The 17,897-nt window shown below is 69.7% G+C and carries 19 protein-coding genes; 10 read left to right on the forward strand and 9 right to left on the reverse strand.

The genetic code is table 11. The annotated features are described in order from the left end of the window. The first annotated feature begins 152 nt into the window (after positions 1-152). The 7 genes from ACTWPV_RS19960 to ACTWPV_RS19990 are packed head-to-tail and all read left to right on the forward strand — an operon-like array spanning position 153 to position 6,915. Positions 153-1,271 carry a hypothetical protein gene (locus ACTWPV_RS19960; protein WP_443152939.1) on the forward strand — a complete coding sequence of 373 codons (1,119 nt, stop codon included), beginning with the start codon at positions 153-155 and terminating at the stop codon, positions 1,269-1,271. Next, positions 1,268-2,494 carry an MFS transporter gene (locus ACTWPV_RS19965; RefSeq protein ID WP_443152940.1) on the forward strand — a complete coding sequence of 409 codons (1,227 nt, stop codon included), beginning with the start codon at positions 1,268-1,270 and terminating at the stop codon, positions 2,492-2,494. The genes ACTWPV_RS19960 and ACTWPV_RS19965 overlap by 4 nt, the downstream gene beginning before the upstream one ends. Further along, positions 2,491-3,288, forward strand: coding sequence for a multinuclear nonheme iron-dependent oxidase (locus tag ACTWPV_RS19970; RefSeq protein WP_443152941.1), 798 nt, complete (start codon positions 2,491-2,493; stop codon positions 3,286-3,288). Before ACTWPV_RS19965 ends, ACTWPV_RS19970 begins: the two co-directional genes overlap by 4 nt. After that, positions 3,281-3,898, forward strand: coding sequence for a hypothetical protein (locus ACTWPV_RS19975; RefSeq protein WP_443152942.1), 618 nt, complete (start codon positions 3,281-3,283; stop codon positions 3,896-3,898). The genes ACTWPV_RS19970 and ACTWPV_RS19975 overlap by 8 nt, the downstream gene beginning before the upstream one ends. 11 nt (positions 3,899-3,909) lie before the next feature. Next, positions 3,910-5,745, forward strand: a complete 1,836-nt coding sequence (locus ACTWPV_RS19980; protein WP_443152943.1) for a RiPP maturation radical SAM C-methyltransferase — start codon at positions 3,910-3,912, stop codon at positions 5,743-5,745. Continuing rightward, on the forward strand, positions 5,742-6,374 hold the full coding sequence (locus tag ACTWPV_RS19985) for a DUF5825 family protein (RefSeq protein ID WP_443152944.1): 633 nt from the start codon (positions 5,742-5,744) through the stop codon (positions 6,372-6,374). Before ACTWPV_RS19980 ends, ACTWPV_RS19985 begins: the two co-directional genes overlap by 4 nt. A gap of 1 nt (position 6,375) precedes the next feature. Further along, positions 6,376-6,915 carry a flavin reductase family protein gene (locus tag ACTWPV_RS19990; protein ID WP_443152945.1) on the forward strand — a complete coding sequence of 180 codons (540 nt, stop codon included), beginning with the start codon at positions 6,376-6,378 and terminating at the stop codon, positions 6,913-6,915. Positions 6,916-6,926: 11 nt separating this feature from the next. Here ACTWPV_RS19990 and ACTWPV_RS19995 read toward each other — a convergent pair whose 3' ends face one another. Together ACTWPV_RS19995 and ACTWPV_RS20000 are read right to left on the reverse strand one after the other, a co-directional pair. Continuing rightward, complete coding sequence (locus tag ACTWPV_RS19995; RefSeq protein WP_347643191.1) at positions 6,927-7,319, reverse strand: VOC family protein; 393 nt, start codon at positions 7,317-7,319, stop codon at positions 6,927-6,929. Then, on the reverse strand, positions 7,304-7,579 hold the full coding sequence (locus tag ACTWPV_RS20000; protein WP_443152946.1) for a VOC family protein: 276 nt from the start codon (positions 7,577-7,579) through the stop codon (positions 7,304-7,306). Before ACTWPV_RS20000 ends, ACTWPV_RS19995 begins: the two co-directional genes overlap by 16 nt. 137 nt (positions 7,580-7,716) lie before the next feature. Here ACTWPV_RS20000 and ACTWPV_RS20005 point away from each other — a divergent pair, with 137 nt between their 5' ends. Beyond that, positions 7,717-8,586, forward strand: coding sequence for a sigma-70 family RNA polymerase sigma factor (locus tag ACTWPV_RS20005; protein ID WP_443152947.1), 870 nt, complete (start codon positions 7,717-7,719; stop codon positions 8,584-8,586). 236 nt (positions 8,587-8,822) lie between these two features. Here the strand turns inward: ACTWPV_RS20005 and ACTWPV_RS20010 are convergent, their stop codons facing one another. Further along, complete coding sequence (locus ACTWPV_RS20010) at positions 8,823-9,620, reverse strand: helix-turn-helix domain-containing protein (protein WP_443152948.1); 798 nt, start codon at positions 9,618-9,620, stop codon at positions 8,823-8,825. 253 nt (positions 9,621-9,873) lie between these two features. Next, positions 9,874-11,037, reverse strand: coding sequence for an acyl-CoA dehydrogenase family protein (locus ACTWPV_RS20015; protein ID WP_443152949.1), 1,164 nt, complete (start codon positions 11,035-11,037; stop codon positions 9,874-9,876). A gap of 125 nt (positions 11,038-11,162) precedes the next feature. On the opposite strand from ACTWPV_RS20015, the gene ACTWPV_RS20020 reads away from it, so the two are divergent. Then, a complete protein-coding gene (locus ACTWPV_RS20020) occupies positions 11,163-12,476 on the forward strand; it encodes a UDP-glucose dehydrogenase family protein (protein WP_443152950.1) in 1,314 nt (437 codons plus the stop codon). Between the two features lies 1 nt (position 12,477). Here ACTWPV_RS20020 and ACTWPV_RS20025 read toward each other — a convergent pair whose 3' ends face one another. The 3 genes from ACTWPV_RS20025 to ACTWPV_RS20035 all read right to left on the reverse strand — a co-directional run bounded on the left by ACTWPV_RS20025 (position 12,478) and on the right by ACTWPV_RS20035 (position 15,153). Next, the gene (locus tag ACTWPV_RS20025; protein ID WP_443152951.1) at positions 12,478-13,434 is read right to left on the reverse strand and encodes a GNAT family N-acetyltransferase; all 957 of its coding nucleotides are present in this window, start codon (positions 13,432-13,434) and stop codon (positions 12,478-12,480) included. A 64-nt stretch (positions 13,435-13,498) separates the two neighbouring features. Continuing rightward, positions 13,499-14,008, reverse strand: a complete 510-nt coding sequence (gene purE, locus ACTWPV_RS20030) for a 5-(carboxyamino)imidazole ribonucleotide mutase (RefSeq protein ID WP_347616533.1) — start codon at positions 14,006-14,008, stop codon at positions 13,499-13,501. Then, on the reverse strand, positions 14,005-15,153 hold the full coding sequence (locus tag ACTWPV_RS20035) for a 5-(carboxyamino)imidazole ribonucleotide synthase (protein WP_443152952.1): 1,149 nt from the start codon (positions 15,151-15,153) through the stop codon (positions 14,005-14,007). Before ACTWPV_RS20035 ends, purE begins: the two co-directional genes overlap by 4 nt. 206 nt (positions 15,154-15,359) lie before the next feature. Between ACTWPV_RS20035 and ACTWPV_RS20040 the strand changes: the two genes are divergently transcribed. Continuing rightward, a complete protein-coding gene (locus ACTWPV_RS20040; protein WP_443152953.1) occupies positions 15,360-15,842 on the forward strand; it encodes a GtrA family protein in 483 nt (160 codons plus the stop codon). On the opposite strand, the gene ACTWPV_RS20045 is transcribed toward ACTWPV_RS20040, so the two are convergent. Together ACTWPV_RS20045 and ACTWPV_RS20050 are read right to left on the reverse strand one after the other, a co-directional pair. Next, a complete protein-coding gene (locus ACTWPV_RS20045) occupies positions 15,826-17,103 on the reverse strand; it encodes an ATP-binding protein (RefSeq protein WP_443152954.1) in 1,278 nt (425 codons plus the stop codon). The two genes, ACTWPV_RS20040 and ACTWPV_RS20045, sit on opposite strands and share 17 nt — an antisense overlap. Positions 17,104-17,107: 4 nt before the next feature. After that, positions 17,108-17,776, reverse strand: a complete 669-nt coding sequence (locus tag ACTWPV_RS20050) for a response regulator transcription factor (protein ID WP_043620820.1) — start codon at positions 17,774-17,776, stop codon at positions 17,108-17,110. Between the last annotated feature and the right edge of the window lie 121 nt (positions 17,777-17,897).

Consider the following 17,897-nt stretch of genomic DNA (forward strand, 5'->3'; position numbering starts at 1 on the left):
TAAGCCGGTGGTCTTCACCAAGAAGTCGGTGGGGGCCGCGAAGAACCTCGCCATTGCGGGTTGCATGGTCAGTTACTGATTCCCGGGCACCCGGCGCCTGCGTTTCCGGCGGCGCCGGGTGCTCATCCGAACGCACCGAAGGACACTTTCCGATGACCGATGTCGGCGGCGCCTATGCCCTCCGACGCTGGCTGCCGCTGATAGCGCCTGCGCCGGGCCGGGACGCGCCTGTTCATCTCCAGCATGCGATCCACCTGGCCTCGGGCGATCTCGGTGAGCACCGGTTGCCCTGGTCCTCGATCATGTATCCGGCGAACGTACGCTACAACGCCTGCCGGTCGTTCGGCCTCGACCCGGATTTCGGCGCCTGCGCCGCCGAGTTCGACGCAGCGCCCTTGCGGACACTGCAGGCCGACCTCGACCGTCTCGACGAGCTTCCTCCGTCCCGGATCGCGGCCGTGATCGCCACCCTCAACTGCCTTTCCGAGCAGCGCCTGCTGCCGGACATCATCGAGCGGCTGCCGGACGGCCACACCGACCGCGACGGCGGCATGATGTGGTACCAGGCCACGCGCGGCCTGCGGCAACTCGGCGGATACGACGAGTTCGTCGAGGACCGGCTCGTCCGGGTCGGCCTGGAGTCCACCCCCGACGTCGGCCTCAACTCGCTCATCCAGCTGACCTCCACCTACCTGCGGGTCGCCCGGGATGCCGACCGTGCCCGCTGGTCGCTGGAAAGCGCGGAGAAGGCGCTGGCAAGCCTGGGCTCGGACACGCCGTTCCTCAACGCGCTGCTGGAGTCCCGGTTCCACCGCGTCAGGGCGCTGCTGCAGATCCGGGTGGGTGAGCCGGGGCCGGCCCTTTCGACCATGGCGGACTGCGTGCGGGCCGCGGACGTCGCGACCACGCTGTCGGCGGAAATGTCGTCTTATTCGGGCTTGCTGGCGGCCGAGAACTACAAGATCGTCTGTGAGTCGCAGATGAAGCTCGCGGGAATCCTGCGGGATGCGGACGATCTGTACCACTGGGCCACCGAACTGATCAGAGTCGATCCCCTCGATGTCATGACGTGGCGTCACGTGGGCGAGTCGTTGATCTTGATCGGTGCGACCGCGGCCGCGGGACGGGTGACGCTGCTGTTCGCCGCGATGGGCGGGCACGGCATCGAGCGGCTGACCGGGCGACTGCGCGAGACGAAGGCTGCGGTCGTCAGCACGCCTCCCTCCTTTGACGAGACGCTCGACCGGGCGGCGCTCGCCCTGTTGCCATGACGGAGACCGACACGCCGACCCACGTCGCCGGCCCTCGGGTGGTCCGGATCGGCACCTGCGTGGCGATGCTGGCGGCCATCACGGTGGGCGGGCGGATCACGGACGCGGCCGTCCTGATGGCGGCGGCGGTGCCCGGATCGGCGATCAGCCTGAGCATTACAGGCCTCGCCGCCGGGATCCCGTTCCTGCTCGCCGGCGGGATCGGGCGGCTGCTCCTGCTGGCGCGGCTCAGCCCGCGCGCGGCCATCTTGCTGGGCTCCGCGCTCGGCGCGCTGGCGGGCGTGGCACTGGCCACCGGGCTCGCCGACGCCGGCGCTCGCCCGTTCCTCGTGTACGCCCCACTCGTCGTGGTGACCATCGCGAACATCATCGTCAACGCGACGTGGATGAGCAGCCTGCCGGAGATCCTCCCTGACCTCACGCGCCGGCGCAGGACGATCGGAATCACCGCGACCGTGACGTCCGCCGGCGCCGCGGCCGGTCCGGCCATCGCCGGCCTGTCCTTCGGCTTTCTCGATCTGAGCGGCCTGTGCCTGCTGTACGCGTCGACCAGCGCGGCCGGGGGCATCGCCATGGCCGTCGCGATCGGCGCGCCCTCGCCCGCGGACCAGCCGGAGACGACCGGCGCCGACCGGCCTGGCAGGTTCGGCGGTGTCCGCGACATCGTGCGCTCGCGACGGGCCCGCGGTCCGGTTCTCGTTCAGGTCTCGACCAATCTCATCGTCTTCGGCGTGATCTACAGCCTGCCGGTCCGAGCCGTCCAGGAGGCTTGGCCGCCATCCTGGGTCGCGATCGGCATGGCCGCCCTGATGTCCGGAACCATCGCTGGTTCGCTTCTCGCCACCGTGTCGCCGAGCCACCGCCTCTATGCCACGGCACTTCGCCTGGAACCCCTCTTCCGGGCGATCATGTTGCTGGTGTTCGCGTTCGCCGCCGACGGATATCCGGCCTGGCTGTGCCTTTTCCTCTTCTCGCTCCCGCAGGGCTTCGGCCGGGTCGCCCGCCAATCGATGATGACCGAGGAGTTCGGCGCGACGAACCGGTTGCAGGTGATGGCGACCTACCGCGGCATGCTGGGGGCATCGATGGTCATCGCCCCCTTCGTCATGGAACGCGGTGTCGACCTCATCGGCACCTTCGGCTACACCCTGAGCTGTGCAGTGGCTCTGACGACGCTGTTCGTCCTGCAGGTCGTCGACACCCCGAAGGGAGAACGGCCATGACAGTCGGCATGAACGTGACCTGCCCGGAGAGCTGGAAGATCGCCCATGGCGCCGGCCTCACGCTGCGACCGGCCGTCGGATTCAACGAACTCCTGCTGGACAACTTCCTCCATCTCGAACCACGCGACGTCCGGGCCGAGATCGGCGACATACCGATCAGCATCCACATCATGAACTCAGGCTGGGCCAACCGCGATCCGCGCGGGCTCGCCGACCTCGCCGCCCGCGTCCGGGACTGGTGCGCGAGCTTCGAGGTGCTCTACGTCTCCGATCACCTTCTGGTCACCGCCGACGAGCACGGGCGCAGGCTGCCGATCGTGCGCGAGATCGACTACGCCGACCCGTCCGTCGCCGGCCGCGCGGCCCGCTGGCAGGACCTGCTCGGCACGACCCTGCTGCTGGAGAACTTCGCCTCGGAGTCTCCGCGCGGGGCCGGGCAGGTACCGTACTTCCGGGAGCTCTGCGAGCAGCACGGCATCCGGATCCTCTTCGACGCGAGCAACGCGTTGATCGCCGAGCAGAACGGCGGTGACCGTTGGGACCTTTGGGGCGAGCCCGATGTGCGCGCGTTCGTGGCGGCCGGACATGTCAGCGGATTCAGGCCCTCCGACCTCGACCCGGCCATGCTGGTCGACACCCACGACTGCCCGCTGGACGAACGCTCACGCTCGCATGTGCGAATGATGAGGCAGCAGGGCTGGTTGCCGCCCACGATGGTGGTCGAGCGGGAGAGCGTGCTCGATGCCGCATCCTGGCTGGCGGACGTGCGCTGGGTCGGTGAACTCTATGCGTGAGCCCCGATCCGTTACCGATCCCCTGTTCCGTACGTTCTGGGGCGGCGTTCCCGGCACCGGCACGCCGTCCGACCGGCGACGCGCCCGGGTGATCGCGGCACTGACGCACCGGAGCCTGCGCCGTGACGTCGAGCTCGCGATGCCGAACCTGCCCCGGGTCCGTGGCACGGGGTGGGAACGGGACTTCGGCAGGTTTCTGGACGCGGCGCTGGCCGAGGGGATGGACCTCGGCTGGCGGCTGCCGCTGGAGCTCTGCGGCTACCTGCGCCTGGAAGATCCGGCGGTGTGGGCGGAGGCGGCCTCCTGCGCGACGCTGCGGTGGTTCACGATGGGCGATCCGTACCAGCGCTGGATGATGCTCTCCTGCCGCGACGCCGGGGCCGAACTGTGCATGGGGCTCCGGCGCGGCGGGCTCGCCGACGACAACGACATCTACACCGCACCGTACGAACACGTCTGGCCGGCTCGGTTCGCGATGGCCACGGGCACCTCGGCCACCCCGGAGGTCCCCCACTCGCCCGACGGCTGGCGGACCTTCGGCTACGGCCTGACGGCCCGGCTCCCCCTGTCACTGAACACCGCGCGACCCGAAGGAGGTGCCCCACGATGAAGGTGTGTCTGGTGTCCATGCCATGGGCACAACTGGACCTGCCCTCTCTGGCGCTCGGCGTCCTCACGTCCGTCTGCGAGAGGACCGCCTGCGTCGAGCGAGTGGACGTCGAATACGCGAACCTCGCCTGGTACGAGTTCCTCGCCGAACGGCTGGAGTACGCCCCGGACCGGTACGAGGTCCATTCGCTGCACTCCTACTTCTCGGGCGCGGGTGACTGGATCTTCTCCTCGGCGCTCAACGGCGTGGACTGGAACACGCCGGATTTCGTGGCCTATGCCGAGAGCTGGGGTCTCGACGTCGACGAATGCGTCACGCTGCATCGCCTGGCGCCGGAGTTCATCGACCTGCTCGCCGAGCGGATCGCGCGTACCTGCCCGGACGTGGTCGGAGTCTCGAGCGTCTTCCAGCAGAACATCGCGAGCCTGGCTCTCGCCAGGGCACTCAAGCGGCTGAAGCCGGATCTGATCACCGTGTTCGGCGGGGCGAACTGCGACGGCGTCATGGGCGAGGCGGTGGCCAGGAACTTCGACTTCGTGGACTATGTCGTCCGGGGCGAGGGTGAGGAAGCCCTTCCGCGGCTCCTGGAGGGCCTGCACCGCTCGGATCCGTCCGCGGTGAGCGCCGTTCCCGGCCTGGTCGGCCGGCACGGCGGCGAGCTGTTCGCCAATCCGATGCGATCGGGGTTCGTGCCGCCGGGGCGGATACCGAGGCCGGACTTCGACGCCTTCTTCGAACGCTTCGCCGGCAGCCGGGTCGCCGAACACCACTCGCCGAAACTCGTGCTCGAGGCCAGCCGGGGCTGCTGGTGGGGCGAGCGGCACCACTGCACCTTCTGCGGCCTCAACGGCTCGATGATGACCTTCCGCAGCAAGTCTCCCGAATCCTTCGTCGACGAACTGGTGGAGCTGGCGGAGCGACACCAGTGCCTGAATGTCTACGCCGTGGACAACATCCTCGACCAGGGCTACATCGGCACCGCGATGACCGATCTGGCCGCTCGCGATCTGGACCTGCACGTGATGTTCGAGGTCAAGGCGAACCTCCGGCGCGATGACCTGCGGACGCTCAAGGACGCCGGCGTGGTCTGCGTGCAACCCGGCATCGAGAACCTCTCCTCCCGCGTGTTGCGCCTGATGGACAAGGGCGTGTCGGGCGCGCAGTGCGTACGCTTCCTGCGCGACGCGGACGAGCTGGGGATGACGGTGCTGTGGAACTATCTCTACGGCTTCCCCGGGGAGCAGGATCGCGACTACACCGACGTGCTGGAGTCGGCCGAGTCCCTGGTTCACCTGCCCCCTCCCGGATATGTCGGGCGGATCCTGCTGGAACGCTTCAGCCCTTACTTCAACGATCCGGCGTTGGGGCTGCCGAATCGCGGGCCGCACTCCCGCTATCGCATCTCCTATGACCTGCCGCTCGCAGAGCTCGACGATCTCGCGTACGTCTTCCGATCGCAGGCGCAGGGCATCGCCGCGCAACCGGATGTCGCCGGGCGCGTATCCGGCTTCGCCGAGTACTGGCGGAAGGTGTTCCCCGATTCCTCCCTCGTGCACTATTCGAGGATCGACGGCTCCTACCTGATCGCCAACAGCAGACCGAACTTCGCGTGGAGCACGCACATCCTGACGGATCCTGTGGAGAAGGCGCTGTACACGGCGCTGGACGCGCCACGCCGCCGCCGGGAGATCGCCAGGCGCGTCGGAGCGTCCGAGACCGAGGTCGAGAGCCTGCTCTCCGACTGGACCGAACGAGGGCTCTGCTTCACCGACGACAGCGGTCTGATCGTCCGGCTCTCGACCGCGGGCGTCGATCCGGCCAACAGCCGAGTCGAGGTGCCCTCATGATCAGTGCGACCTACGCGGTGCGGCCGGAGCAGCTGACGGCGGACGGCCAGGACCTGGGGCTGCCACCTCCGAACACCGTCCCGCAGGACGTCCCCGACGTGGCGGCTCTGTGGAAGGCGGGCTATCGCGCGGTGTTCGTCGACGGCCGCGATGGCGCCGCAGCGGCCGATCTCTGCCGCCTTCTGGCATCGCTCCGCGACCTCGAGTCCGCGGGGTTCCGGATCCGCTGGGCCGCGCCGGCGACGCTGCTCGACCGGGTCCCCGACTGGACGCTGCTGACCCACCTGCCGGCCCCCGATTCGGGCCTGGACGCCGGCACCCAGGCCGAGTGGCGCGCCATGTATCGCTTCGGCCGGCTGCGCTGGTTCAAGGGACCGGGCTTCATCAAGATCCACGACCAGCGGTGCGACGCCGGCGTGGTGCTGACCCTCACCGATCACGTGCATCTCGACTTCGTCGAGCGGGCATCGGGCAGCGGCGTGTTCCGTCCCGACGTGGCGTGGTACGCCGGCGAGGAGATCGAGGTGTTCCACGACGCGGGCCTCATGCTGCGCCTCGACGACGATCACGTCTGGCTGGCCGGACGCGTCCGGCGATGGTCCAACCCCTCGCAGCTGATGGCGCCTTGACATGACCGCCGACCTCGCGCCCGCGGACGCCGACTTCCGCCGTACGATGGGCTGCTTCGCCACCGGCGTCGCCGTCGTGACCGTCGGCGGCCCGGAACCCCACGGCATGACCGCCAACTCGATCACCTCCGTGTCCCTGCACCCCCCGACGATCCTCGTATGCGTCGGTCGCAACGCGTCGATGCACGCCCGGCTCATGACGGCCGGCTGCTTCGGGGTCTCCGTGCTCGCGGGAGACCAGGAGCGGTACGCGCGCGCCTTCGCGGACCGCGTACGGCCGCGCGGCCGTGCGCAGTTCGCCGGTGTGCCGCACCGAGCGGGCCCGAGCACCGGCGCACCGGTGCTCGACGGGACGGCCGCCTGGGTGGAGTGCGAGCTCATCGGCACCCACGCCGTCGGAGACCACTCCATTTTCATCGGCTCGGTGCTCGACCTCGGCTTCTCGCGCCGGCCGCCGCTCGTCTTCTGGTCCGGAGGATACGTACGGCTGCCGGTGACCGTGGACGCGGGCGGGGACACGTCCCTCCGACAGCCTACGTGAGCCGGCTCAGGTCAGGAACCGTACGTGGTGACCTTCCACAAATAGCCGTCCGGGTCGCTGAAGTAGCCGAAATATCCGCCCCACTCGGCGGGAGCCGCCTCCCTGACCACGCTCCCGCCCGCCGCCACCGCGTTGCGCATCATCTCGTCCACCACCTTTCTGGAGTCGGGGTTGATGTGGAAGGAGGCGCCGCGGAATCCGGATCCCTCCGGAGAGACCCCGGCGTCCTGTGCCGCCGCCTCCCATTCGTAGAGAGCCAGCTGCGGGGATCCCTCGCCCAGGCTGAGCAGAACGAATCCTCGGGTGTCCTTGTCGATCTCGCAGCCCAGGCCTTCGGCGTAGAACTTCTTGGCGCGGGCCAGGTCCTTGACCCCGAGCATGATGGCACTCACCTGTGGTGACACGGTTCTCTCCTGATGGTTTCGAAGGGTTGGTCAGAGGCGTTCTCGGCGACCACTCCGCGTAGGGCTGGTCCGTTCCCCCCCACCTGCTCGGCCAGGCCTTCGCGGCCGTGGAAGCCGACTCGCGAGCCTCCGTCCGATTCGATGAACACGACGACCCCGTAGTCGTCCTTGCTGCTCCAGCCGAGCCCCTCCGTGTAGAACCGCTTGGCTGCGTCCAGATCCCGGACGCCGAGGAGGATCGAGCTGACGTGCGCTTTCATACCCCGTCCCCCTTGTGAGCGAAGTGCATGTGCCGCCTGGAACGGCAGGCGGCACATGCCGGCCGGGCCCGGATGTCACATCGGCGTGGGTTCGCCGGTCAATCGGTATGACAGGCCGCGACGGAGGAATGTGACCGATGGTTGACCATGACTGGCTGAGCGAGCGGTTCGCCGAGCATCAGGACCGCCTGCGGGCGGTGGCGTACCGGATGCTCGGCTCACCCGGCGAGGCCGAGGACGCGGTGCAGGAGGCGTGGCTGCGGGTCAGTCGCGCGGACACCGGTCAAGTGGAGAATCCGGCCGGATGGCTGACCACGGTCGTCGCGCGGGTCTGCCTGACCATGCTCGAGGCCCGCCGGTCCCGGCGTGAGGAGCCCGCCGGCGCGCTGCCGCCCGAGCCGGCCGCGGGCATCCGCCCGAGCGGCCAGGCCGGCCCCGAGGACGAGGCGCTGCTGGCCGATTCGGTCGGTATCGCGCTGATGGTTGTGCTGGACACGCTGACTCCCGCCGAGCGGCTCGCGTTCGTCCTGCACGACATCTTCGCGGTGCCGTTCGGCGAGATCGGCGCCATCGTCGACCGCTCCCCGGCGGCCGCCCGGCAGCTCGCCAGCCGGGCCCGGCGCCGGGTGCGAGGAGCGGCCGGGGCGTCCGACGCCACGCGATCCCAGCAGCGGGAGATCGTCGACGCCTTCCTGGCCGCCTCCCGGAACGGAGACTTCGGCGCCCTGCTCGACCTGCTCGATCCGGACGTCGTGGTCGGCGAGATGCGCGGCAGCCACGCGGTGGCGGCCTTCTTCTCCGGACGCGCCCAGGCCGCCCGCCCGGCACTGGTCGACGGCGTTCCGTCGGCCGTCTGGTCGCACCACGGCCGGCCGAAGGCCGTCTTCACGTTCACCATCGCCGACGGCAAGATCACCAGCATCGCCATCGACACCGACCCGGATCAGCTCCACGACCTCGACATCGTCTTTCTTCGAGCCGGCGACAAGGGCCGTGACGAGCCGTAACCGTAACCCCCGATCGATCCGGCCGGATCCGCCACGGTCATCCGGTCGTATCCCGACGCCCGCAGAGTTTCCAGAACCGCACCCAGCAGCTCCGCTTCCCGCGCGACCCCACCTCTGCACGCTTCACCGACATGCGCACGCCGCACGAGCCGGCCCGCGCTCACCGGGGCGCATGCGCGGCCATCTGCGGCAGAGCCGTGGAGAGGACGCCCGCCCGCGGCGCAGTCTCCAGCCCTTTAATCGGGGTCGGTCATCGCCTTCCTGAAGTCGCTCGGCGTGACGCCGTACGCGTGACGAAAGGCGCGGCTGAAGTCAGCGGCGCGAACGAATCCCCACCGCGAGGCGATCTCATAGATCGGCCTGCTCGTCAGCGCGGGATCGGCGAGATCGCGGCGGATGCGGCGCAGGCGGTGGACCCGCAGCCAGCCGGCGACCGTGGCGCCCTGCGCCTGGAACAGCTGGTACAGGTAACTGAGCGAGATGTGGTGCGCGGCGGCGATCTTGCGCGGGGTGAGCTCGGGATCGCGCAGGTTCTGCTGAATGAATGTTTGGATACGCAGAGTCAGGACATTCCTGTGGGACTCCGGAGACGGCTCCGCGCGCTCCTCGATGGCGGCAGCGAAGGAGGCGGAGATCAGGTCCAACGCGACCATCCCCAGTCGTGCCCCGTCCGCCGGCCTCAAGGACTGCTTCTCCAAGGTCAGATCGCGGACGAACCCCTTCAGCAGGCTCGGCACCCCGCCCGACGCCTGCTGGACGACTCCCAGGACGTCGTCCAGTTGCCGATCCGAGAACGGCAGCAACGGCCTGGGGATCTCCACCGTGGCCATCTCGAAGGTGTCCTGGCCGTCGGCGGCCTCGAACTCGACCTCGTGCACCCGGGAAAGGTCGTGAGCGACCAGGTCGTCACAGCTCGCCGCGAAGCCCCGGTCGTGCCAGACGGCCCGTACGGCTCCGCGTAACGGCACCACGACCTGCACCACCTCCTGGCCGGCCAGGGGGATGGAGCAGGCGTCCAGTCGAAGCGCGTGCATTGACTTCCTGCCGACCCGCGCGATCCCGAGGTCGACGTGATGATCGAGAACGGACACCGACGTAGGTTCACCAAAACCGGTCATATCTGTCAACCGTTTGTGCGGCGCGGCCCTGGTCAGCCGGTATACAGCGCTGGCCCGATGTGAGAGCCGGCGCCGACCTCGGCCGACCGGGCCTCGCAGCCGTTTCAGACCGGCTTGATGGCCTTGGACTTCGACAGGTGCGATGCACCGGGTTTCCGTTCGTCAACGCCTACTTCAGGAGCTGGCGGGCCATCACCATGCGCTGGATCTGGTTGGTGCCCTCGTAGATCTGGGTGATCTTGGCGTCGCGCATCATGCGCTCCACCGGGAAGTCCTTCGTGTAGCCGTACCCGCCCAGCAGTTGCACCGCGTCCGTCGTGATCTCCATGGCGGCGTCCGAGGCGGCGCACTTGGCGGCGCTCGACAGGAAGGTGAGGTCCTTCTGGGGTTCGCCGTGCATGGCCCGCTCCGACTTCGCCGCCGCGTGGTACGTGAGTTGCCGGGCCGCCTCAAGTTTCATGGCCATGTCGGCGATCATGAACTGCAGGCCCTGGAAGTCGGCCACGGGCCGGCCGAACTGCTTGCGTTCCTTGACGTAGCCGATCGCGTAGTCGAGGGCTCCCTGGGCGATGCCGAGGGCCTGGGCGGCGATGGTGATGCGGGTGTGGTCGAGGGTGGCGAGGGCGGTTTTGAAGCCGGTGCCTGGGTCTCCGATCATGCGGCTGGCCGGAATGCGTACGTCGTCCAGGATCACCTGGCGGGTGGGTGAGCCCTTGATGCCGAGTTTCTTCTCCTTGGGCCCGAAGGAGACGCCTTCGTCGGACTTTTCGACCACGAAGGCGGAGATGCCGCGCGCCCCTGCGGACGGGTCGGTGACCGCCATGACCGTGTAGTACTCGGAGACGCCGGCGTTCGTGATCCACATCTTGGTGCCGTTGAGCACGTACGCGTCGCCGTCCGCGACCGCGCGGGTCTTCATGGCGGCCGCGTCCGAGCCCGCCTCCGGCTCCGACAGCGCGTACGAGAACATGGCCTCCCCCCGGGCGACGGGCGCCAGGTAGCGGGATTTCAGCTCTTCGGACGCCGAGAGCAGCAGCGGGACGGTGCCCAGCTTGTTGACCGCGGGGATCAGGGAGGACGACGCGCACGCGCGGGCGACCTCCTCGATGACGATCACCGTGGCCAGCGCGTCCGCCCCCGCGCCGCCGTACTGTTCGGGGACGTGAACGGCGTGCAGGTCGGCCGCGACGAGCGCCTTGTAGACGTCCCAGGAGAACTCCTCGGTCTCGTCGGCCTCGGCGGCGTGCGGAGCGATCTTCTCGTCGGCCAGGGCGCGGACGGTCTCCCTGAGCATGTCGTGTTCCTCGGCGGGCGCGTAAAGAGGGAAGCTCATGCGACGAATACTAGGACGTCCGACCATCTTGTTACCAGCGGGTACGGTTTGCAAAAGGGAGGAGGTGGCACGAAGGAGATAGCGCGGGCCGGTAACATGCCTCAGCGATCGAAAGGAGCTCTCTCGTGCCATATCGCCTCACGGTGATCGGGACTGGATACCTGGGGATCACCCATGCGGCGTGCATGGCCGATCTCGGATACGACGTCCTGGGCCTCGACATCGACGCCGACAAGATCAACCGGCTCAGCAACGGGCAGCTCCCGATCCACGAACCCGGGCTCGAAGAGGTGCTCCACCGCGGGCTCGAGTCCGGCCGCCTGCGCTTCACCTCCTCCTTCGAAGAGGTCGCCGCCTTCGGCGACGTGCACTTCCTCTGCGTCGGCACCCCGCAGAAGCGCGGCGAGTACGCCGCGGACGTCTCCTACGCGGACAGCGCCATCGAGTCCCTGGCCCCGCTCCTTGACCGGGAATGCCTGGTGGTGGGCAAGTCCACCGTGCCCGTCGGCACCGCCGAGCGGCTGGCCGACAAGCTCACCCGGCTCGCCCCCGCGGGCACCGAGGCCGAGCTGGCCTGGAACCCCGAGTTTCTGCGGGAGGGTTTCGCGGTCAAGGACACGCTCCACCCCGACCGCATCGTGCTCGGCGTGCGCAGCGAGCGGGCGGAGAAGGTGCTGCGCGAGGTGTACGAACCGCTCGGCGAGATCCCGTTCGTGGTGACGGACTACGCGACGTCCGAGCTGGTCAAGACGGCCGCGAACGCCTTCCTCGCCACCAAGATCTCCTTCATCAACGCCATGGCCGAGGTCTGCGAGGCCGCCCACGCCGACGTCAAGCAGCTGTCCGAGGCGCTGTCGTACGACGACAGGATCGGCGGGCGCTACCTCAACGCCGGGCTCGGCTTCGGCGGCGGCTGCCTGCCCAAGGACATCAGGGCCTTCATGGCGCGGGCCGGCGAGCTGGGCGCGGACCAGGCGCTGACGTTCCTGCGCGAGGTGGACGACATCAACATGCGCCGGCGGGCCCGCATGGTCGACCTGGCAAGGGAGCTGGCGGGCGGCTCGTTCCACGGCTGCACCGTGGGCGTGCTGGGCGCCGCGTTCAAGCCCAACTCCGACGACATCCGCGACTCCCCCGCGCTCAACGTCGCCGTGACCATCGGCCAGCAGGGCGGACGGGTCACCATCTACGACCCGATCGCGCTCGACAACGCTCGTAAGGCTCATCCCGAGCTCAACTACGGCGATTCCGCCGTCGAGGCGGTGCGCGGGGCGCATGTGGTCCTGCTGCTCACGGAGTGGCAGGAGTTCCTGGAGCTCGACCCCGAGCAGCTGGGGGCGGTGGTCGCCACCCGGCGCATCGTCGACGGCCGCAACTGCCTCAACTCCGAGTCGTGGCGCTCGGCCGGCTGGCACTACCGCGCCCTGGGCCGCCCGTGAGTCATCGCAGGTGGAGCACCCACTGGGTGGTCAGCGGGCGATAGCCGCGGCGCGCCCAGAACGGCGTGGACAGCGGGTTGGGCAGCGCGTGGTGGAGCATCATGGACGCCACTCCGCGCGCCGACGCATGGCGATGGGCCACGTCGACGAGCGCCGCGCCCACGCCGTGACTCCGCCAGGCCGGCTCGACGTACATGACCCCGAGGTAGGCCACGGGCGAGTCACGCACGTCCTTGCCGATCCAGCGGGAGCGGCCCGGCGGCTGGACGATGACGCAGCCCAGCGGCCGGTCGCCCGTCGCGGCGACCCAGCACCACTCCAGCGGCAGCACCTCCGCCGCCACGAGCTCCTTGATCCGTGCCGTCGTCGAGCCGCGCAGGGCCACCCAGCCGAACTGCGCGTCGTAGGCCACCAGCCGCTCGTACATCCGCACGATGGCCCTCGCGTCATCCGCGGTGGCCCGGCGGACGGCGGGCGCGCCCACCCCGCGCTCGCCGGGCGGGCGGACGGCGAGCGTGTTCGCCGAGCGCTCGCCGGGCGGCCTGGCAGCGGGCGTGTTCGCCGAGCGCTCGCCGAGCCGGCGGACGGCGGCCACGGAGATGGGCGCGAACCCCCGCACGGCCAGAGCCCTGACCGGCGCGGTGTCCCTGCTCGGCCACGACACGGCCAGCGCCTGCCCGGGGCCGGGATCGGGTAACCCCGCCATCCACCGGTCGAGCAGCCCGCCCAGCGCGGCCTCGGGGTCGGGGCCGCCGACGCGGGCCTGGAGCCGGTGGACGACCAGCGGTGACCAGGAGGCCCGCAGGTCGTCCGGGTTGATGCGGTCGACGGAGGCCAGCCCCGCGGCGTCGCGGGTCTCGAGCCGCACCCCGCCCGCGCCGGGCAGCTCGTCGTGGCCTGCGACCAGCGGGTCGGCCGCCCGCACCCGGGCGGCATGGCCCCTGATCACGTTGTCCATCCACGGCACCCTAGCCGTACGGCCAGGCCGGTGGGAGCGCTTTCCAGGGGCGTCCGCGCCTGGGTCAGAGCTCGGCGGCCTCGGCCCGCAACCGCTCGCCCTTGGCGTAGGCCTGCTCCTTCAGCCGCGCCTGGAACTCCTCCATGCGCGCCCGCAGCCCGTCGTCGGAGGCGGCGAGAACGCGTACGGCCAGCAGCCCCGCGTTGCGGGCGCCGCCGACGGCCACGGTGGCCACCGGCACCCCGGCCGGCATCTGGACGATCGACAGCAGGGAGTCGAGACCGTCGAGGTGTTTGAGCGGCACCGGCACCCCGATCACCGGCAGCGGCGTGACGGAGGCCAGCATGCCGGGCAGGTGGGCGGCGCCGCCCGCACCGGCGATGATCACCTGGAGGCCGCGGGAGGCGGCCTGGCGGCCGTAGTCGATCATCTCGACCGGCATGCGGTGGGCCGACACCACGTCGGCCTCGAACGTCACCCCGAACTCGGCGACCGCCTCGGCGGCGGCCTTCATGACGGGCCAGTCGGAGTCGCTGCCCATGACGATGCCGACGCGCGCCGCGGGCGCACTCATGTGTACTCCCCGGTGGTGAGGTAGACGGCGGCGTGGCGGGCGCGGGCGCGCACCTGGTCGAGGTTGGAGCCGAGGGCCGTCACGTGGCCGATCTTGCGGCCCGGACGCACCTCCTTGCCGTAGAAGTGCAGCTTGATGCCCGGATCGTGGGCGAGCACGTGCTCGTAGCGCTTGAACAGGCCGGGGTCGTCGCCGCCGAGCAGGTTGGCCATGACGACGACGGGCGCGGTCATCGTGGGCGAGCCGAGCGGCAGGTCGAGCACCGCCCTCAGGTGCTGCTCGAACTGCGAGGTCCTGGCGCCCTCGATCGTCCAGTGGCCGCTGTTGTGCGGCCGCATGGCCAGCTCGTTGACCACCAGCCCCTGCGCGGTCTCGAACAGCTCCACCGCCAGCAGCCCGGTCACCCCCAGCTCGTGGGCGATCTTCAGGCCGATGCGCTGGGCCTGGGCGGCGTCTTCGGGGTCGAGCCCGGGCGCGGGGGCCAGCACCTCGACGCAGATGCCGTCCTCCTGCACGGTCTCCACGACCGGGTAGCTGACGCCCTGCCCGTGCGGCGAGCGGGCCACCAGCACCGCCAGCTCCCGCTCGAACGGCACGAACGCCTCGGCCATCAGCTCGACGCCGGACGCGAACGCCTCCGCGACGTCGGCGGCCGACCTGCACACCCACACGCCGCGGCCGTCGTAGCCGCCGCGCACGGCCTTGAGCACCACCGGCCAGCCGTGCTCGCCGGCGAAGCGCTCGGCGTCGGCGGCCGTGCCGACCCTGGCCCAGGCCGGGCAGGGCACGCCGATCGCGGTCAGCCGCTCGCGCATGACCGCTTTGTCCTGGGCGTGCACGAGGGCCTCGGCCCCCGGGTGGACGGTGTGGCCGTCGGCGACCAGGGCCCTGATGTGCTCGGTGGGCACGTGCTCGTGGTCGAACGTGATCGCGGCGCAGCCCTTGGCGAACGCGCGGAGGTCGCCGAGGTCGCGATAGTCTCCGACCCGCGTGTCGGTGATCACCCGGGCGGCGCTCTCGCCGGGGGCCGCGGCCAGCACCCGCAGTTCGACGCCGAGCGCGATGGCGGGCGGCTGCGTCATCCGGGCGAGCTGGCCGGCGCCGACGATGCCCACGACCGGTCCGATAGGGCTGTAGGAACTCACGCCAGGTGAGCTTACCGGGACGGAACGACTTCCCTGACGGGCGGCCCTTCCAGATCATGGCAGGTTAGCGGGCTTGGCGGGGGTTAGGACGATTTCGCGATGAACGTTCCTTTGCGCGGTATGTTCATCTGTCTGACACCGGGCCTGCACGGTGACCGGTACGCTGAGTTGGTCAGGCTCGACAAGGGAAGGGACCGAGCAGAGACGTGGACGTCGCCAAACGCCTCTACGAGCGGTTCGCCTCCCTGCTGCACGAGCTGGCCAAGTTCGGCAGCATCGGGGCCATCGCGTTCCTGATCGACACCGGCGCCTACAACCTCTTCCTGCTGGGGGTCGACGTGGGGCCGCTCACCTCCAAGGTTTTCGCGACCACGATCTCGGCGACGTTCGCCTACCTGGGCAACCGCTACTGGACGTTCCGGCACCGGGAGCAGAGCGGGCTCGGGCGCGAATATTTCCTGTTCTTCCTGCTCAACGGCATCGCCCTGCTGTTCGGGCTGCTGGTGATCGGCTTCACCACGTACACGCTTCACCTCGACGACCCCCTCAGCGCCAACATCGCCAACATCATCGGCGTCGGGCTCGGCACGCTGTTCCGCTTCTGGTCGTACAAGAAGTGGGTGTTCCTGGAGGCCACCGAGCCCATCCCGGTCGAGCTGCCGGAAGCCGGGGTCAAGCAGGACCGCTGACCACCCGGTTGCCGCCGTTCTCCTCCGCGGGGCGCAGGAAGACGGCGAACGTGGCCGGGCGCCGGCGCACCAGCTCCAGCCGGCCGCCGTCGGCGGCGGCCAGCGCGCGGGCCAGCGTCAGGCCGAGTCCGGTGCCTCCGCCGCCGCTGACGTTCCGCTCGAAGATCCTCGGAGCGATCTCGTCGGCGATGCCCTGGCCCTCGTCCGCGACCTCGATCACCACGTAGTTGTCGCCGCAGGTGGACGTCACGGTGACGGCGCCGCCGCCGTGGCGCAGGGAGTTCTCCAGCAGCGAGGCGATCACCTGGCCGAAGCCGCCGGTGGTGGCCATCGCCTTCATCCCGCGGGTGCCGTCGAGCCGGATCTCGCGGCCCGCGTCGCGGAAGACCGGCTCCCATTCGATGATCTGCTGGCCGAGGATCTCGTCGATGGCGACCGGATGTGCCTGGGCGTGGCGCTGGCGGCGGGCCGCGGCCAGCAATTCGTCGATCACGGCGGTGAGCCGCTCCGCCTGGACGATCGCCGCCTCGCCCTCCTCGCGGACGACCTCCGGCTCGCCGGAGGATGCGACGATCTCCTCCAGCCGCATGGTCAGGCCGGTCAGCGGCGTGCGGAGCTGGTGGGAGGCGTCGGTGGCGAACTCGCGCTCGCGGGTGAGCAGGTCGGAGATGCGGGTGGCGCTGCGGTCGAGCACCTGGGCCACCCGGTCGAGCTCGGGGATGCCGTAGCGGTGCTTGCTCGGCCGCGCGTCGCCCGAGCCGAGCCGGTCGGCGATCTTCGCAAGGTCCTGCAGGGGGAGCGTCAGCCGGCGTGACTGGACCACGGCCAGGCTCACGGCCACCGCCAGAGCGGCCACGGCCAAGGCCACGATGAGCAGCAGGCGGGCGGCCACGTCCTGTTCGACCTGGTCGCGGTCGCGACTGATCCGGACGTAGACGCCGGTGTTGGTCTGGGCGTCCTCCGTCATGAGGTGGCCGGACGGCGGGGGCGAGCCGACCACGGTCACCCGGAGGGGGGTTCCGTGCTCCCAGATCTGGATGTACCTTCCCGGGTATTTCTGCTCCAGCTGCTGGGGGTCGAGTGGCGTCTCCTGGACACGGGCGTATTCCACCTCTCCCACGAGACGCTTGGCTTCGGACCCAAGCTCCTGAGCCGCTTCGTCGACGATCAGGCGACTCACCACGACGCCCAGGGGGACCCCCAGCAACAGGACCGCGATGACCGCGACGACCAGGGTGGAGGTGAGCAGTCGGCGGCGCATCCGCCTACTCGCGTTCGAACCGGAAGCCGACTCCCCGGACGGTCGTGATGTAGCGGGGCTTGGCGGCATCGTCGCCGAGCTTGCGGCGCAGCCAGGAGATGTGCATGTCGAGGGTCTTGGTCGAACCCCACCAGTTCGTGTCCCAGACCTCCCGCATGATCTGCTCGCGGGTGACGACCTTGCCGGCGTCGCGCACGAGCACGCGCAGCAGGTCGAACTCCTTGGTCGTCAGGTGGAGCTCCTTCTCCCCCATCCAGGCCCGGCGCGAGTCGGCGTCGATGCGCACCCCCTGGACGACCGGGGTCTCCGAGGTGCCTCGCCGCAGCAGGGCGCGGACCCTGGCGAGTAGTTCGGCCAGCCGGAACGGTTTCGTCACGTAGTCGTCGGCGCCCGCGTCGAGCCCGACGACCGTGTCGACCTCGTCGACGCGTGCGGTGAGTATCAGAACCGGAGTGCCGTGCCCTTCGGCGCGGATCCGGCGGGCCACCTCCAGACCGTCCATTTCGGGCAGGCCAAGGTCGAGAACGATGAGGTCTATGCCGCCCGACAGGGCCCTTTCCAGGGCCTGCGGGCCATCGGGACTCACCTCGACCTGATAACCCTCGCGGCGTAGCGCACGCGCGAGCGGCTCGGAAATCGAGGTGTCATCCTCGGCTAGAAGTACGCAGGTCATGAAGCGATCGTAGGACCTTAGGCGATCGTTTCCCGGGCACAGCGCGCGGTTTGACTCGTAGTTGACCTATCCATTGACCTGGGCAAACTCGGCTAAATATCACTTAGTCAGGATTAAATTA

Source organism: Nonomuraea sp. KM88 (genome assembly GCF_052245635.1).
In the GTDB taxonomy this organism is placed as follows: domain Bacteria; phylum Actinomycetota; class Actinomycetes; order Streptosporangiales; family Streptosporangiaceae; genus Nonomuraea.

Excerpts from the sequence above, each read along its gene's own strand:
- ACTWPV_RS19960 (WP_443152939.1), top strand. The coding sequence starts at position 153 with ATGACCGATGTCGGCGGCGCCTATGCCCTCCGACGCTGGCTGCCGCTG.
- ACTWPV_RS19965 (WP_443152940.1), top strand. The coding sequence starts at position 1,268 with ATGACGGAGACCGACACGCCGACCCACGTCGCCGGCCCTCGGGTGGTC.
- ACTWPV_RS19970 (WP_443152941.1), top strand. The coding sequence starts at position 2,491 with ATGACAGTCGGCATGAACGTGACCTGCCCGGAGAGCTGGAAGATCGCC.
- ACTWPV_RS19975 (WP_443152942.1), top strand. The coding sequence starts at position 3,281 with ATGCGTGAGCCCCGATCCGTTACCGATCCCCTGTTCCGTACGTTCTGG.
- ACTWPV_RS19985 (WP_443152944.1), top strand. The coding sequence starts at position 5,742 with ATGATCAGTGCGACCTACGCGGTGCGGCCGGAGCAGCTGACGGCGGAC.
- ACTWPV_RS19990 (WP_443152945.1), top strand. The coding sequence starts at position 6,376 with ATGACCGCCGACCTCGCGCCCGCGGACGCCGACTTCCGCCGTACGATG.
- ACTWPV_RS20000 (WP_443152946.1), bottom strand. The coding sequence starts at position 7,579 with ATGAAAGCGCACGTCAGCTCGATCCTCCTCGGCGTCCGGGATCTGGAC.
- ACTWPV_RS20005 (WP_443152947.1), top strand. The coding sequence starts at position 7,717 with ATGGTTGACCATGACTGGCTGAGCGAGCGGTTCGCCGAGCATCAGGAC.
- ACTWPV_RS20010 (WP_443152948.1), bottom strand. The coding sequence starts at position 9,620 with ATGCACGCGCTTCGACTGGACGCCTGCTCCATCCCCCTGGCCGGCCAG.
- ACTWPV_RS20015 (WP_443152949.1), bottom strand. The coding sequence starts at position 11,037 with ATGAGCTTCCCTCTTTACGCGCCCGCCGAGGAACACGACATGCTCAGG.
- ACTWPV_RS20025 (WP_443152951.1), bottom strand. The coding sequence starts at position 13,434 with ATGGACAACGTGATCAGGGGCCATGCCGCCCGGGTGCGGGCGGCCGAC.
- purE (WP_347616533.1), bottom strand. The coding sequence starts at position 14,008 with ATGAGTGCGCCCGCGGCGCGCGTCGGCATCGTCATGGGCAGCGACTCC.
- ACTWPV_RS20045 (WP_443152954.1), bottom strand. The coding sequence starts at position 17,103 with ATGCGCCGCCGACTGCTCACCTCCACCCTGGTCGTCGCGGTCATCGCG.
- ACTWPV_RS20050 (WP_043620820.1), bottom strand. The coding sequence starts at position 17,776 with ATGACCTGCGTACTTCTAGCCGAGGATGACACCTCGATTTCCGAGCCG.